A 15,381-nucleotide genomic window follows, 5' to 3' on the forward strand; every position below is an offset into this window, starting at 1 on the left:
GGCGGGCCGCTGACCGGCAGAATGAGTCCACCGGGCCGATCGGAGGCGGAGATGAGTACCTCGGGAAGTGCCGGCGCGCCGACTCGACCTCGCCGTACTGAGTTCCCCCCGCTTTGATGGAGCTGATGGCCGGGTCGATCGGCGGCCGACCGGACCGGCTGGGATATGTCCAGTGGCGGGCGACCAGCCGTCGATGCCAGCGCGGGACCGTGGCTGGGGTAACCAGACGGTACGCTTTCAACCTGCGGGGCAGAAGCCTGATCAGGGCGGCGAGCACCGCTCGGTCGGCCCAGTCCAGCCGCGGCGCAGCGTCCCGCGGAACACGGCAGATCAGGCGCAGCGACGCATCATGATGATGCTCGACGGCATCACCCTGTGCTACGTCTGCCCACGTCGACGGCGGTGACGGAGTTTCGGCACCTCACACCCCGTCGGGTTTACAGGTCGGGGACGAACCGGTTGGCCCAGGCCATCACGGCCTGCTGGTAGCTGGCCGTGTTGAGTTCCAGATTGAGGTCGTGGCCGGCGCCGGACAGGACGTAGGTTTGCAACTGCGCGGCCGGGCTGAAGTAGGGGGCCTCCTCTTGGGCCAGCGTGGCTGCGTTGGTGCAGTCACTGGCCAGCAGGCCCGAGCAGAAGAAGTTGTCCAGGCTGCCATCGGCGATGAGCACGGGAGCGGTGATGGCGAGGGAGACCGGGGCGGTTATGCCCGCCGTGATCACGTCAGGCAGTTCTGTGGCGCTCACGACGTCCTTGAGTGCCTCGTCGGCGGCGATGACGGCGGGGTCGGTGTCCGCGGTGGCGTAGAACGTCGCGGCACGTCGACCCGGAATCGTCGTCAGGTAGCCGGGGTCGTACGCGAGGCCGAACTTGGGGTCCAGGATGGCCGGATGCTGGTCGGCGAGCAGGACCGTCAACAGATCGGTGGCCGAGATGTGGTGGGTCACCCCGGTGAGGACGACGCCGTCGACATCGTGGTACAGCGAGGTTTCGAGCTCGACGATGCCGCTGCCCATCGAGTGGCCGACCAGGATCACCTGGGCGAATTTGGTGGCGTTGACGGCGCCGGCGCGCAGCTTCTGGATCACTTGGTGCACGACGAGCGCCTGCGTCGTCGCGGTGAGGGTTGCGGAGAGTTCCCGGCTGCTCAGGCCGTAACCCACCCGGTCGACGTTCAGCGTGGCGTAGCCCGCGGCGTTGGCGGCGCGCACGTAGGAGTAGGTCTGGGGTTGGTACGGGAAGTCCCAGTAGTAGCTGTTGTAGGTGGCGCCGTGCAGCAGCACCTGGATCGCGGTGTGGCGCGGACCGGGGGGAACGCACAGCTTGGCGTGTACCTTCGCCGGCAGCAGGAGATCCAGGGTGACCGGCACGTTCACATCGGTGCACGTGGCGGTCGAGTCGGCGCTGGCCGGAGCCGCGAAGACGAACGAGGACAACACCAGCGCGGCGAGGGCAGACGCGACTCGCGACCAGCCGTGCCGGCCCGGCGCATCGGTGGAAACACGGCGCATCGACATCTCCGATCCGGAAAACATGACACAGCTGGGCCGAGCCCATGACTCTCCGCAGGAGAGCGGCGGGTCGGCGTATCCGCCGAGGAAACGTTTCGGAGCGCTCGAACGACAACGACTAATGGATCGTAACCCAGTGCCAATCGTTGATCAACGACCTGACTTCGCCCGCGCCCCGAATCGATGACCGACAGAGGGTCTCGATTACAGCCTATGGTGGCGGGTTTGGTCGCCGACCTGGAGAGGGGACACCATGTCAGACGAGGCCGAGCAGTTGTTGATGTCGTTGTTCGCGCCCGGTGGTGCGGCCGACCCGTACCCGGTGTTCGCGAAGGTGCGGGAGCTGTCCCCGGTGCACTACAGCCCCGGTCTCAGCGCCTGGGTATTCACCTGTTTCGCCGACTGCCAGCAGGTGCTGGCGGACGGCCAGAACTACCTGGTGCAGGACGAGGCGTGGCGGGACGCGAACATGCCCGGCTGGCGCGAGTCGTTCGCCGCGAGGTTCATGTCGGCCCTGCTGGTCTGGCGCAACGCCCCCGACCACACCCGGCTGCGTCGCCTGCTCACCCGGGACTTCACGGTACGCCGTGTGGGAGGCCATGCGGCCCACCGTGCAGCGCACCGTTGACGACGTCCTGGACCGATTGGCCGCCAAGGGCGCCGGCGGCGCTACGGTCGACCTCGTCACCGAGGTGTTCTATCCGCTGGCCAACACGGTCATCGGCGAACTGGTGGGCGTTCCCCAGCGCGAAATCACCCGCGACGAGGGCCGGCCGCTGTCCTTTGGGCACGGCATCCACATGTGCATCGGCGCGGCCCTGGCCCGGTTGGAGATGACGCTCCTGCTCGCCACGCTGCCCACCCGGTTCCCCAAGCTCGCCCCGGCGGGCGCCCTCGCCCGGCGTCCCGCCTGGGTATTGCGCGGCCTCACCGACCTGCCCGTCGTGCTGGGCGGGTAAGGGTCGACGCCCCTTCCGATCCATGGCGTTCCGATCCATCGCGTCCCGGTCCACGCTCGCCCGCAGCGCCGGGTGAGCGTGGACCGGGGACTCGCCACCGGCGTGGTGCACGTCCAGCTGGGCGTCCTGCCGACGTCGGCTGCGGCGACTGGGCCGCCGCCGATGACGGCGGCCCATGCCGCGCTCAGTGAGCGAGCGTCACTGCGATCGTCAACGCTGTACCCGCGCCTACCGTGGTCGGCGGCAGCTTGACGGTCAGGCCGCCCGCCCTGGCCGACCAGTGCGCGTCCACTGGGTGGTGGTCGAGGCTCACCCGTACCTGGCGCACCCCGTGCGACCCGATCGCCAGCTGTACCTGGTCCAGCCGCAGTGAACCGGCGGACACCTGGACGGTGTCGCTCTGGTTGGCTCCGTGCACCTGCTGGCTCAGTGTGCCGTAGCTGGTGCCGGCGGTGAAGAACGACGAGTGGTCGTCCGGCCGCCACTGCGGTTCGAATCCGAGGTCATGGGTCGCGCCGTTGTAGGTGAAGCCCTGCAACGCAGTCAGCACCGACCAGCCCGACATGCTCCGGCTGTACCACTGGCCGCATTCCACGTCGCCGAAGGGATTCCCGGCCCCGTCGCCGGCGGCGCACCCGCCGAGGGCCAGGTCGTCGCGTAGCCGGCCGTCGTACCGATCGGCGGCGGCCTGTACCACGCGCAGCCCGTCGGCCACGTCACCCCGCTGGATCATCAGCGCGGCGGAGCTGTACTCCGTGCCGGTCCAGGTCTCGTCGTAGTACAGCAACGGGTTGGCCGGCTTGCCGCCCTGCGGCCAGGTGGTGTTCTTCATGCCGGCGTCGGTCGGCTCCACGTAGTCACGGCCGTTGGGCGGTCCGCCGACGAAGCTGGTCTGGAAGTTGTTCGCGAACAGGTTGCGGGCGGCGGTGTCCATGTGCCCGCTGTCGTAGACGTCGCCGAGGCCCAGCTGCGTCGACCACCACTGTCCGAGGAGCATGTCGATGTCCGAGCCCGGGCCGTAGGCCACGGTGCCGGGCAGGTTCTGCGGCTTCTCCTCGTAGTAGTCGCCATTCCACAACAGCTTTTCCTGGTTGGCGCGGCCGGTGTCGTACAGATTCCGGTAGCTGGTGTTCGCCGCGCCGTCGCCGGCCACCTGTGCCATCTGCGCGGTGGCGTTGACCGCCGCCAGGTAGAGGCTGCCGAGCCAGGAACCGGTACCGCTTTCCGAGGAGTCCAGCGTTGTGTACTGCGCGCCGGTGAGGATGCCGTCGCGGTCGGGGTCGTTGGCCGTGACGAGGTAGTTCATCGCACCCTGGATCTTGGTCCAGTACTGCTTCAGCCAGGCCGTGTCGCCGGTCTGTTCGTACGTGCGGTACGCGGACAGGATGACCCCGGCCTGGCCGTCGAAGGCGACGCCGTAGTTGTCGGTACTGGTGTCGTGCCGATACGGCAGCAGCCCGTCGGGCTTTTCCGCGTCGAGCCACTGCTGGGTCCACATCTGCCCGACCTGGGGCCACAGTGCGCTCGCCGTCTGTGCGTACTCCCAGACGTGGTTGGGCATGCCCCAGCAGCACCCGTAGCCCTCCCAGCCGCCGAAGAACCCGTTGCGCGCCCAGAACACCGAGGGCGTGTGGAGCACGGAGATCCCCGACGTGAGCCGGTCGAGTACGTACTGCGGCAGGTTCGAGCGGTACACGCTGTCGTGGAACTGCTGGGTCTGCTTCAGCAGGGACGGCAGGTGTGCCACGGTGTAGGCGTCCACCGAGGCCGCGTTGGGCCACCAGTTGGTGTACTGCTCACCCTCGCCGCCGAAGTCGCGCACCGGGTTCGCGGGGAAGTTCCAGCTGAGCACGACCGGGATTTTCACCTCGGCGCCCGGCTTCAGCCGCACGGTGGTCGACAGCGCCCCGTCGACCGTGGTGCCGGGGCTCGGGCTCGTCGCGTTCGCCGGCCCGCTGGCGGCGCCGTCATCGGAGAAGTCGGCGTAGAGCTGGTCCAGGCCCGACCAGGACGCGGTGCCGGTCACGTGCGAGCCCAGCATGGTCAGGGCCAGCTTGGGGCCCGTCGGGTCGGGGTCGACGGCGGCGGAGTTGCCGTAGTTGTCCGGGGTTCCGCTCATGAGCAGGCGCCCCTGTTGAGCGCCGAGGGTCAATGCGTTGGCGTTGTTGACGAATCCGGCGTTGGAGTCGCTCGTCGGCCCACCGATGGTACCCACGCCGTCGAAGCCCACCGCGTTCTGCTGGGTGGCCATCAGGGACACCGACAGCGGCTGCTTCGTCGGGTTCTTCAGAGTGAAGGTGTAGATGGCGGTCGGGATGGCGGAATCCTTGAGGTTTCCGGGGATGGTGGGGTTGGTGACGTCCTCGCTGACCTGCACTGGCAGGGTCGAGTCGTCGAACCGGTAGTGCGCCAACGGGTATTCGCCCTGGAACGACAGGTCCCGCATGCCGCCGAACGCCCCTTCGCCGCTTGTCTGCAGCGCGCGCACCACCGGCTGGCCCTTGTCGGTGACCGCGCGGATGGCGAAGAAGCTGTTCGGCACGGCGCCGGTGTCACGGTCTCGGAAGGTGTCGTCGTGGTTGAAAATCCAGGACTCGTTGCGGGTACCGTCTCCGAAGTGGAGGATGCCGCCGGCACCGAGCGGCCCCACCGGGAACTCGATGCCGCTGAGCTGGTCGCCGGTGTAGGTCACCGTGCTACCGCGGGCGAACGGATTTTGGTACGGCCCGGCGTACGCGGTGTTCGGGCCCTCACCTCGGGAGCCGTCGGCGAAGACCGAGGCGACGCGGTAGAAGTAACCGGTCGACGGCGTGGCATTGCGGTCGACGTACGAGGTCGCCGGGGTGGGCTGGGTGGTGATGCGGGTGTAGCCGTTGGTCTCGTTCACCGAGCGGTACACGTCGTAGCCGGTGAGCCCGGCCTCCGGCACCGCGTTCCAGCGCAGCGAGACCGCGGCGTTCGGCCGGTCGGCCGTGACACCGGCGGGGACCGACGGGTAGTTGACCCGGACGTCGTCGATGGTCAGGTGGCCCCATCCGCCGGTGGATTCGTCGACGAGCTGAAGGAACAGGGTCTGGCCGAGGTACGCCGAGAGGTCCAGCGTCCGGTACAGGAACGGTTCGGCGTCAGTGCCCTGGGTTCTGGCGAGCACTCGGCATCCGTTGGCGGCGGAGGCGTCCGGTAGGCAGGCGGCCAGGTAGGTCTGCGGCAGGTTGCCGCCATCGATCAGCAGCGTGATGTCGGGTCTGGTGAGGGTGAAGCTGGGGGAGTCGAGGACGCCGGTGTAGGAGTCGTTGTAGTTGCCCTGGGGATCCTCTTCGGTGGAGAGGAAGTAGGTCCCCTCCTTGTTCCATTTCTGGTCGGGGTTGTTGTGGTAGTACACCCGGTCGGTGATCAGTGGTCCGAAGTGGGATCCGGGCTGCGCGGTCCACCCTTGTTGGGTGCCGTCCTCGAAGTTCCATCTGGTGGGCCCGGTGGTGTCCGCGGCGCTTGCGGGCGGGGCGGTCACCGCGAGCAGGCCCGCGGTGAGTGCCAGCGTGCCCAGCAGCGCCGAGACGAACCGGCGTGGGGATTTCATGTCAGTTCTCTTCCCGTTGCGACAGCAGTCTGGTGCCGCCGACCGCGTGCCAGGGGCGCGGGATGCCCATCCCGCCTGATGTGCGCGGGGCATGGTCGAGCATGCCGAGCACCGATAGGTGCTCCGGCATCATGACCCGGTCGGGTCTTCCCGCAAGGCCGGACGTGCGGTCGTAGGCAGACGACTGTGGGTGTTTGTGGGGGACGTGCCGGCGGTGTGGCCAGATCTGGCTTCCGGACCGAAGCCGTGAAATCGATTTCAGGATCTTATTCACGATCCTAGATGCTTTGCTTCGGGTATTCAAGGCGGCATCCGCACACCGCAGGGTCGCTCCGCGAACCCTACGGTCCACTGAGGACGGTCGGCGGATAGCCACCTATCCACTGTGGACGGCAGGTGTGGAACGGCCCGGGTGCCGACGGCGACATATCTCCCCGAATCGCCACCAGCCTAGACATAGACGAATCGATGGATGTGAGGGCTTGACGATCTGCGATCAACCCCCATACGCTCCGAGAAATCGATTACAAAATCGATTACTTGAAGATCTGCTCAGCACGTGGTCCGTCTTCAGGAGGTATCTGCCATGGCCCGGGTCGGGTTGCTCACCATGTCCGACGGGCGCGACTACGTCGCCCGCGACGTCCACGACCACTGCGTCCGGGCGGAGGAGGAGATCGCCGCGTTCCTCGCCGGCGCCGGGCACGAGGTCATCCGTGCCGACGGGATCGTGACCGCGAACGACCTGGCCACCAGTTACGCGCGCCGGGTCGCCGACGCCCGGCCCGACCTCACCATCTTCAGCTACCCGGTCTGGGCGTTCCCGCACTTCACCATGCTCGCCGCGGCCGCCACCCCGGGCCCGCTGCTGCTGCTGGGCAACATCGACCCGCAGTTTCCCGGCATGGTCGGCATGCTCGCCGGCGGCGGCGGACTCGACCAGATCGGCCGCGTGCACGCACGGGCCTGGGGTGACATCAACCAGCCGGAGGTGTCCGGTCGCATCCTCGCCCAGGTCAACGCCGCGGCCGCTGTGCAGGGGCTACGCGGCGCCACGTTCGGCCGCATCGGCGGCCGGCCGATGGGCATGTACACCGCGGTGGCCAACACCGACCAGTGGATGGACACCTTCGGCATCGACGTCGAAGAGATCGATCAGTGGGAGATCGTGCGCCGGGCCGACCAGGTCGAGGCGAGCCGGGCCCGGCAGGCGGTCAAGTGGCTGGAGACCCATGCCGGCGGCGTGCACTACGACGGCGACCGACTCACCCCCGAGCTGCTGGAACGCCAGGTCCGGGCGTACTACGCGGTACGCGAGCTGATCGACGAGTGGCACCTGGACTTCTCCGGCATCAAGGGGCAGCCCGAGCTGACCGCGCACTTCGCCACGATGGACATCGCCGAGGCGTTCCTCAACGACCCGTACGACTGGGACGGCGCGAAGCCCACCCACGTCACCTCCACGGAGGCGGACATGGACGGTGCGCTGACCATGCAGATCCTCAAGGGCCTGACCGGCCTGCCGGTGCTGTTCGCCGACGTGCGGCACTACCACGCCGAGCGCGAGGTCTGGGACCTGTGCAACTCCGGGCAGCACGCCACCTGGTACGCGGCCCGCAGCGACGATCCCCTGGAGAACCTGTCCCGGGTGCACCTGTACCCCGAGGTCTTCTACTTCCCGGCCGGCGGCGCGTCGGTCTCGCACTTCGCCGCCCCCGGCGAGGCCACCTTCGCGCGGCTGACCCGCCGGGATGGCCGCTACCGGATGCACGTGGTCCGCGGCGCGTTCGAACGCTACGACGACGCGACCAACGAGGCGCTGGCCCGCCAGTCCACCTTCGAGTGGCCCCACGCCTTCACCAGGCTCAACGCGCCGGCCGGCGAATTCCTGGCCCGGTTCGGCGCCAACCACATCCACGCCGTACCCGGTGAGCACGTGGCCGAACTGCGGGCGGTCTGTGAGCTGCTGTCCATCGACTACGACGGCATGGGCGACGCCGCAGCGTAGCCGGGTGGCCGCCCCGTCGTGGTCGTCGTCCCGAGGGTGACCGCATCTGTCCGACTCGTCCCGCGACCAGAGAGGACAAGCACATGCCACATCGGAAGAAAAGAGGCTGGCCCCGCGTCCTGGCCGGCTCCGGCCTCGCGCTGGCGCTCCTGCTGGCGGCACCGCTCGCGACCGGCACGGCCAGCGCGGCGCCGGCCGGTAACGCGGCGCACACCGGCGCCCCCTCCCGCGCCGACAAGGGCCCCGTCGGCTGGGACATCTACCGCCATCTCGACCAGCTCGCCCAGATCCCGACCGGCGTGACGACCAGGCAGTTCTCCAGCTTCGACCGCACCGGCGGCAACGGCGACTTCAACCGCTGCCTGCGCACGATGGCCGGCGGTGGCTGCGTGCTGGCGGAGGCCGACGGCGCGGGCGAGATCGACAACATCTGGTCCACCAAGAACGGCGGCGACGTCACCAGCACGGGCAACATCACCATTGTGCTCGACGGCCGGACCGTCGTGCACGCGCCCTTCCAGGACGTCGTCGACGGCAAGCTGGGCGCCCCGTTCGTCTACCCGCTGGTGGCCAACGCCGACCAGAGTTCGGGCGGGGTGAACATCAACGTACCCATGCCCTACCGCACGTCCATGCTGGTCTACACCGACCAGGACCCGAACTACTACCACGTGACCTACCGCAGCTTCGCCGACGCCGTCGGGGTCTCCACGTTCGACCCGAACGACAAGGCCAACGACGTCATCGCCATGCTGAAGGCGGCCGGTACCAAGGACCCGAAGCCCGCGGCGCCCGGCGCCCGTACCGCCTCGGACAGCTTCTCCCTCAAGCCGGGCCAGTCCACCACCCTGGCGAACCTGCACGGTCCCGGCACCATCTCCGCCCTGCGGCTGCGCATCCCACAACTGGTCGGCGCGCCGCCGCCCGACAACACCAGCGACGATGGCCGGGCATTCGGCGCCGGCGGTGACAGCCAGTTCACCGTGAAGATCGACCCGAACAACACCGGCGTGCGCCTGACCCGCCGGCTCGACGCGGGCATCGGCAACCAGAGCGCACAGGTACTCGTCGACGGCGTCGCCGTGGCCACCTGGGCACCGCTGCCGGTGGCCGGCTCGTGCCGCTGGGTGGACCAGAGCGTCGACCTGCCCGCCTCCGCGACCGCCGGCAAGTCCTCGATCACCATCAAGAACCAGTTCGTCTCCTCCGACCTGGACTTCAACGAGTTCGTGTACTGGGTCGACAGCACCGTCGGCGGCCAGCCGGTACGTACCGACACCGTGGACGTCGGGCCCAGCCACACCGCCGACCAGACGGCACACGGGTACTCGATCACCGGTCAGACCTGGGAGGGTTCGAACAACTTCTGCTACTCCCCGCCCAGCTCGGACGGCACGGCGATCACCGCGTCGGACGACGTGCTGCGCAACGCCCGGGTGCGGATCACCTTCGACGGGCAGCGCACCGTCGACGCCCCGCTCGGCGAGTTCTTCGGCTCCGGGCTGGATGAGGACCCGGTCCACGCCCTGATGTACGGCATGGACACCGCGACGGACGGCTGGTATTCGGCCTGGTGGCCGATGCCGTACCGGGACCGTGCCACGGTCACCCTCTACAACGGCTCGTCCCAGCGCATCACCTCGGGCAACTCCCAGGTCACCTCGGCGCCCTCCGCCTCCTCGGCGCTGGGGTTGGGACCAGCCGGCGACGAGGGCTACTTCCACACCACCTCCAACGCGGGCCCGACCACGCCCGGTGCCGACCACATCTTCGTGTCCGCCGCAGGGCACGGGAAGTTCGTCGGCGTCACCGACACCATGCAGGGCCTACCCGGCCAGGGGCGCGGATACCTGGAGGGCGACGAGCGCGTCTACACCGACGGCAACGCCAGCCCGCAGATCCACGGCACCGGTACCGAGGACTTCTACGAGGGCGGCTGGTACTTCAACCGGGACGTGTTCACCAATCCGTTCAACGGTGAACCCGCCCACGAGACCGGAAACGACGGCTGCCCGGCGGACGCCGACTGCACCGGTACGTACCGCCAGATGATCGCCGACGCGGTGCCGTTCAGCACGCAGCTCACCTTCGGCATCGAGCACGGCGGCGTCGACGACGTTCAGGCGAACTACTCCTCGACCGCCTACTGGTACGGCCAGAACACCGACACCCAGATGCTGTCTGACACCGTGAACGTCGGCAACCAGGCCAGCGAAAAGGCGCACAAGTACACCTCGACGCAACTGGGTGCGGTGACCTCGCTGACCGGCACCTACGAGGGCGACAACGGCACCCCGGCGCCGGTCACCGACGACCTGCGCCCAGCCACCGCACCGGTCAACTTCCGGCTGTCCGTGGCCGGTGACAACCAGGGCGTGACCCTGCGCCGCCGCTCCGACCAGGCCAACGCCGGCCAGTCGGTGACGGTCAGCGTCAACGGCCGGCCCGCCGGCACGTGGCTGCAGCCACTGGGTAACCCCACGCACCGCTGGCTCGACGACACCTTCGCGATTCCGGCGTCGCTGACCAGGGGGAAGAACTCGATCACCGTCACCCTCACCCCGGTAACCGGCGCACCGGCCTGGACCGCGGCCCGCTACCAGGCGCTGTCGGCCGTGCCGGCGTTCACCGACCACCAGGCCCCGGCCACGGTGGGCGGCCTGAGCGCGACCGGCGGGCAGGACAACTCGGTACGGCTGTCCTGGACCGAGCCCGCCGACAACGTGGGCGTCGACCACTACGAGGTGTACGCCTCCCGCAGCGCCGGCTTCACCGACGGACCGGCCACCCTGGTCGCCACCACGACCACCACCGGGTTCACCCACGCCGCTCTGGCGCTGTCGGAGACCTGGCACTACCGGGTGGTCGCGGTGGACGCGGCGGGCAACCACTCGTCCGCCTCCGCGACGGTCAGTGCCACGACCGGCGACACCGTCCGGGTCGAGGGCGAGTCGATGGTGCCCGCGTTGAGTTCCACGGCGCCGGTCGTCACGCAGGGCACGTGTTGCGGGGTGACCTGGTCCGGCGGCGCCCAGCTGTGGTTCAAGGGCACCAGGGCCGGTGACACCGCGACGATGCGGTTCACCGTACCGACCACCGGACGTTACGACCTGACCAGCGTGCTGACCAAGGCGCCCGACTACGGCATCGTCACCGCCGCGATCGACGGCACCGGGGCCGGTAGCGCCTTCGACGGGTACGCCACCGGCGTGGTGGTCGCTGCACCGGTCGACGAGGGCCAGCTGGACCTCGCCGCCGGCGCGCACACGCTGACGCTCACCCTGACCGGCAAGAACGCCGCCGCGACCAACTACCTGGTCGGGCTGGACTACCTCGACCTGCGAATGGTCGGTTAGCCCGCCGGCCCAGCCGATCACCACGACGAACTGGAAGGAGGTGTGGCCGTGGGCCGAGAGATCCACGAAACGCAGCCGGACAACGCTGGCGGGTCCTCGGCCCCGGCCGCGCCGGGGCCGGGGCGGGTGATCCTGGCCATGAACGCCATCACCAAGACCTTTCCCGGGGTACGGGCGCTGTCCGGAGTCGACCTGACGGTACGCGCCGGCGAGGTGGCCGCCATCCTCGGCGAGAACGGGGCCGGCAAGTCCACCCTGATGAACATCCTCGCCGGCGTCTTTTCCGACTACGGCGGCGACATCGCGCTGGACGGCGTGCCGGTCGCCATCCACTCGCCGAAGACCGCGCAGCACCTGGGCATCGCAATGATCCATCAGGAGCTGAACCTGGTTCCAGACATGTCCATTGTGGACAATATCTTCCTGGGCCGGGAACCGCGCACCCCCCGGGGCACCATCGACCGCAAGACGATGGACGAACAGGCGACGCGGCTGCTGGCCGAAGTCGGGCTGGCGTTGCCCCCGCGCCGGCCGGTCCGCCAGTGCCGGGTCGCCGAGCAACAGCTCATCGAGGTGGCCAAGGCGCTGTCGGCCAGCCTGCGGGTCCTGGTCATGGACGAACCCACCTCCGCGCTGGCAGACGCCGAGGTACGCCGGCTGTTCACCGTGATCCGCCGGCTGGCGGGCCAGGGCGTCGGGATCGTCTACATCTCCCACCGGCTGGAGGAGTTGGACGAGATCGCCGACTCGGTGACCGTGCTGCGAGACGGCGCGTACATCGGGCGGCGGGAAATGGCCGGCACCACTCGCGCCGAACTGATCTCGATGATGGTGGGCCGGCCCCTGGACGAACTGTTCCCGCGCAGCGATTCGCCCGCCGGGCCCGGCGAGGAGGTGATCCGGGTCGAGGACCTGGATCTGGCCGGGGACCGGCGGGAGGGCCGGGCGGCGCTGCATGGCGTGCGCCTGGTCGCCCGGGCCGGCGAGATCGTCGGCCTGGCCGGTCTGATGGGCGCCGGGCGTAGCGAGACGCTGGAGGCCATCTACGGCGCGTTCCCCCGGCGCGCGGTACACGGCAGCGTGCGCCTGCGCGGGCGGCGCTACCAGCCCCGTTCGCCGCGCCACGCGATCCGCAACGGCATCGCCCTGGTCGCCGAGGACCGCAAGGCGCAGAGCCTGGTGCTGACCAACTCGGTGCGGTTCAACGCCAGCCTGGCCGCGCTGGGCCGGTTCATGCGCCGGGGCACGGTCAGCGCCGCCCGGGAGCGTGCGGCGGTCTCCGGCATGGTGACCGATCTGCGGATCAAGACACCCGGGCTGAACACGGCCGTCGGCAACCTGTCCGGCGGCAACCAGCAGAAGGTGGTACTGGCCAAGTGCCTGCTGACCGAGCCGTCGCTGATCCTGATGGACGAGCCGACGCGGGGCATCGACGTCGGCGCGAAGGCCGAGATCTACCAGCTGATGACCGAGTTGGCAGGCCGGGGCTCGGCGATCGTCATGGTCTCCTCCGAACTGCCCGAACTGCTGGCCATGTGCGACCGCATCGTCGTGCTCTGCGAGGGACGGGTCACCGCGGAATTCCGCCGGGGCGAGGCCACCCAGGAGGCGATCCTCGACGCCGCCATGGACCGCCAGGCCGTGCTCGGCGTCGACCCGGCAGCGCCGTCGCGGGCGCCCGCCCGAAGAGAGGTATCTGATGAGTAGCAGGACGACCCCTGCGACCCGCCGGGCGCTGGCGCCCTCCGAGCCGCCCGGCGGGCGGTCGCTGCGCACCCGCCTGCGCGGCGTGCTGCCGGTACTCGGCTCGCTGCAGGGTTACATCGGGCTGGTACTGGTCGTCGTGGCCGGCATGCTGACCAAGGGGCAGGTGTTCTGGAACCAGCAGAATCTCACCAACGCGGTCGGCGCCTTCGCCTCGCGGGGCATCCTCGCGGTCGGTGAGACCCTGGTCATCCTCACCGCCGGCATCGACCTGTCGGTCGGCTCGCTGCTGGGCATCGCCTCGATGGTCTCCGCGCTGCTGCTGGTCCACCAGAACCTGAACATCTACGAGATCGTCCCGCTGTGCATGGTGGTCGGCGCGTTGTTCGGGCTGGCCAACGGCGCGGCCACCGCCCTGCTGCGCATCCAGTCGTTCGTGGTGACGCTGGCCATGCTCAACGTGGTGCGCGGCATCGACCGGATGCTGTCGGACAACGTCAGCGTCGGTACCCAACTCATCAACGCGCACGGGCAGCTGACCCCGCGATCGGCCCAGTTCCAGGTGCTGGGAACGCCCGGCCACAACATCCTGACCGGCCTGCCGCTGCCGTTCGTCGGCCGGGCCGGCATCTACTACCCGGTGCTCGCGCTCGTCGTGGTCGTCGTGGTCTTTCAGCTGCTGCTGTCCAAGTCGAAGTTCGGCCGGCACATCTACGCCGTCGGCGGCAACGAGACCGCCGCCAGGCTGTCCGGCGTCAACACCACCTACGTCAAGATCGCCGTGTTCATGCTGGCCGGCCTGCTCGCCGGGTTCGCCGGCCCGATCGACGCGGCGTACAGCGCCTCGGCCGACCCGCTGGCCGGCAGTTCCTACGAGCTGGACGCGATCGCCGCCGTGGTGATCGGCGGGGCGAGCCTGGCCGGCGGCCGGGGCAGCATCGTCGGCACCCTGGTCGGCTCGCTGATCCTCACCCTGCTGGACAACGTTCTCGGGCTCAACGCCATCAGCGACAACGCTCAGCTGATCATCAAGGGGCTGATCGTCATCCTCGCCGTGGTGATCCAGCGGCCCGACCTCTTCCGCGCCCTGGGGCCGTCCGTGCGAAGACTCGGACGGCTGATCCGCAACCGCGCCGACGACCCGCCCGGCAAGGCCGAGGTCGGCTCGCCGCAACCGCAACCCGCCACACCCCCGTTGGAGGAATCCCGATGAACTCCCGACGCTGGCGGCTGGTCCTGACGGCCGCCATGCTGGCCCCGCTCGCCGCCGCCACCGCGTGCGCCTCGACCGCACCGACCAGCACAGCCACCAGATCGGCCAGCAAATCTCAGTTCGTCATCGGCTACTCGCAGTCCAACAACGCCGAACCGTACCGCGCCCAGCTCAACATCCAGCTGCAGTACTACGTCAAGAAGTACCCGAACCTCAAGCTCCTGCCGATCACCGACGCGCAGCAGAGCAGCGCCAAGCAGGTCAGTCAGGTGCAGAACTTCATCGCCCAGCACGTGGACGTGCTCATCATCTCGCCCAACGAGCCGGCGCCGCTGGCCGCGGCCGTGCAGCAGGCGTGCAACGCGAAGATCCCGGTGATCGTCTTGGACCGCTCGGTGAACAACCAGTGCTACACCTCGTTCATCGGCGGAGACAACGTGGCCGCCGGCAAGCAGGCCGGGGATCTGGCCGTCAAGCTGTTGCCCAACGGCGGCAACGTCGTTGAGCTACAGGGCATCCTGTCCGACCAGCCGCAGATCGACCGGGACAAGGGCTTCCGGGAGGGTATCGCGGCGAACCCGAAGATCCACATCGTGGCCCAGCGCGAAGCGAAGTGGCTCAAGGAGTCGGCGACTCCGATCATGCAGCAGTGGCTCGCCCAGTACCCGAAGATCGACCTGGTGTACTCCGAGAACGATCCGATGGCGTTGGGCGCCTACCTCGCCGCGGCGGGCGCCAAGCGGGCCGGACAGATCAAGTTCCTCGGCACCGACGGCCTGGCCATACCCGACGGCGGCATCCGCGCCGTGCAGCAGGGCCAGATGGCCGGGACGTTCATCTACCCGACCTGCGCGGAGCAGGCCGCCGAGACGGCGGAGGCGATCGTCACCGGCAAGCCCGTGCAGAAGACGCAGACGCTGCAGGTCACGCCGGTGACCCCGGACAACGCGGCCAGCCTGTACGCGCAGTACGACGACAGTAAGTTCCAGAGCTGACCCGGCGCCGGTCCGGGGGCCGGTGGCCCCGGGCCGGCGCGCCCACCACCCCCCCCGC

Annotated in this window: 9 protein-coding genes and 1 pseudogene; 7 read left to right on the plus strand and 3 right to left on the minus strand. The window is 69.1% G+C overall.

Annotated features, from left to right (window positions below; all coding sequences use genetic code 11):
• Positions 1-115: 115 nt before the first annotated feature.
• Together ABEA87_RS26340 and ABEA87_RS26345 are read right to left on the minus strand one after the other, a co-directional pair.
• Positions 116-304 (minus strand): annotated as a pseudogene (locus tag ABEA87_RS26340) (helix-turn-helix domain-containing protein); the annotation flags it as partial.
• A 133-nt stretch (positions 305-437) separates the two neighbouring features.
• Positions 438-1,511, minus strand: coding sequence for an alpha/beta hydrolase (locus ABEA87_RS26345; RefSeq protein WP_345633980.1), 1,074 nt, complete (start codon positions 1,509-1,511; stop codon positions 438-440).
• 253 nt (positions 1,512-1,764) lie between these two features.
• On the opposite strand from ABEA87_RS26345, the gene ABEA87_RS26350 reads away from it, so the two are divergent.
• Both ABEA87_RS26350 and ABEA87_RS26355 read left to right on the plus strand, forming a co-directional pair.
• Positions 1,765-2,139 (plus strand): hypothetical protein, encoded by a 375-nt coding sequence (locus tag ABEA87_RS26350; RefSeq protein WP_345633982.1) that lies wholly within the window; start codon positions 1,765-1,767, stop codon positions 2,137-2,139.
• The gene (locus tag ABEA87_RS26355) at positions 2,111-2,470 is read left to right on the plus strand and encodes a cytochrome P450 (protein WP_345633984.1); all 360 of its coding nucleotides are present in this window, start codon (positions 2,111-2,113) and stop codon (positions 2,468-2,470) included. The genes ABEA87_RS26350 and ABEA87_RS26355 overlap by 29 nt, the downstream gene beginning before the upstream one ends.
• A 184-nt stretch (positions 2,471-2,654) precedes the next feature.
• Here the strand turns inward: ABEA87_RS26355 and ABEA87_RS26360 are convergent, their stop codons facing one another.
• Entirely contained in the window at positions 2,655-6,047 is a 3,393-nt protein-coding gene (locus ABEA87_RS26360) for a GH116 family glycosyl hydrolase (RefSeq protein ID WP_345633986.1), read from the minus strand.
• 559 nt (positions 6,048-6,606) lie between these two features.
• On the opposite strand from ABEA87_RS26360, the gene ABEA87_RS26365 reads away from it, so the two are divergent.
• The 5 genes from ABEA87_RS26365 to ABEA87_RS26385 all read left to right on the plus strand — a co-directional run bounded on the left by ABEA87_RS26365 (position 6,607) and on the right by ABEA87_RS26385 (position 15,323).
• Positions 6,607-8,055: an L-fucose/L-arabinose isomerase family protein gene (locus ABEA87_RS26365; protein ID WP_345633988.1), complete on the plus strand. Its 1,449-nt coding sequence runs from the start codon at positions 6,607-6,609 to the stop codon at positions 8,053-8,055.
• A gap of 83 nt (positions 8,056-8,138) precedes the next feature.
• Positions 8,139-11,411, plus strand: a complete 3,273-nt coding sequence (locus ABEA87_RS26370) for a DUF2961 domain-containing protein (RefSeq protein WP_345633990.1) — start codon at positions 8,139-8,141, stop codon at positions 11,409-11,411.
• 48 nt (positions 11,412-11,459) lie between these two features.
• Entirely contained in the window at positions 11,460-13,118 is a 1,659-nt protein-coding gene (locus tag ABEA87_RS26375; RefSeq protein WP_345633992.1) for a sugar ABC transporter ATP-binding protein, read from the plus strand.
• Positions 13,111-14,328, plus strand: coding sequence for an ABC transporter permease (locus tag ABEA87_RS26380; protein ID WP_345633994.1), 1,218 nt, complete (start codon positions 13,111-13,113; stop codon positions 14,326-14,328). Before ABEA87_RS26375 ends, ABEA87_RS26380 begins: the two co-directional genes overlap by 8 nt.
• Positions 14,325-15,323 (plus strand): substrate-binding domain-containing protein, encoded by a 999-nt coding sequence (locus tag ABEA87_RS26385; RefSeq protein WP_345633996.1) that lies wholly within the window; start codon positions 14,325-14,327, stop codon positions 15,321-15,323. The genes ABEA87_RS26380 and ABEA87_RS26385 overlap by 4 nt, the downstream gene beginning before the upstream one ends.
• Positions 15,324-15,381: the final 58 nt, after the last annotated feature.

It is taken from the genome of Rugosimonospora acidiphila, from assembly GCF_039543385.1.
GTDB lineage: Bacteria > Actinomycetota > Actinomycetes > Mycobacteriales > Micromonosporaceae > Rugosimonospora > Rugosimonospora acidiphila.

Coding starts and splice junctions, on each gene's coding strand:
- ABEA87_RS26380 (WP_345633994.1), top strand. CDS start 13,111: ATGAGTAGCAGGACGACCCCTGCGACCCGCCGGGCGCTGGCGCCCTCC.
- ABEA87_RS26355 (WP_345633984.1), top strand. CDS start 2,111: ATGCGGCCCACCGTGCAGCGCACCGTTGACGACGTCCTGGACCGATTG.
- ABEA87_RS26360 (WP_345633986.1), bottom strand. CDS start 6,047: ATGAAATCCCCACGCCGGTTCGTCTCGGCGCTGCTGGGCACGCTGGCA.
- ABEA87_RS26345 (WP_345633980.1), bottom strand. CDS start 1,511: ATGCGCCGTGTTTCCACCGATGCGCCGGGCCGGCACGGCTGGTCGCGA.
- ABEA87_RS26370 (WP_345633990.1), top strand. CDS start 8,139: ATGCCACATCGGAAGAAAAGAGGCTGGCCCCGCGTCCTGGCCGGCTCC.
- ABEA87_RS26350 (WP_345633982.1), top strand. CDS start 1,765: ATGTCAGACGAGGCCGAGCAGTTGTTGATGTCGTTGTTCGCGCCCGGT.
- ABEA87_RS26385 (WP_345633996.1), top strand. CDS start 14,325: ATGAACTCCCGACGCTGGCGGCTGGTCCTGACGGCCGCCATGCTGGCC.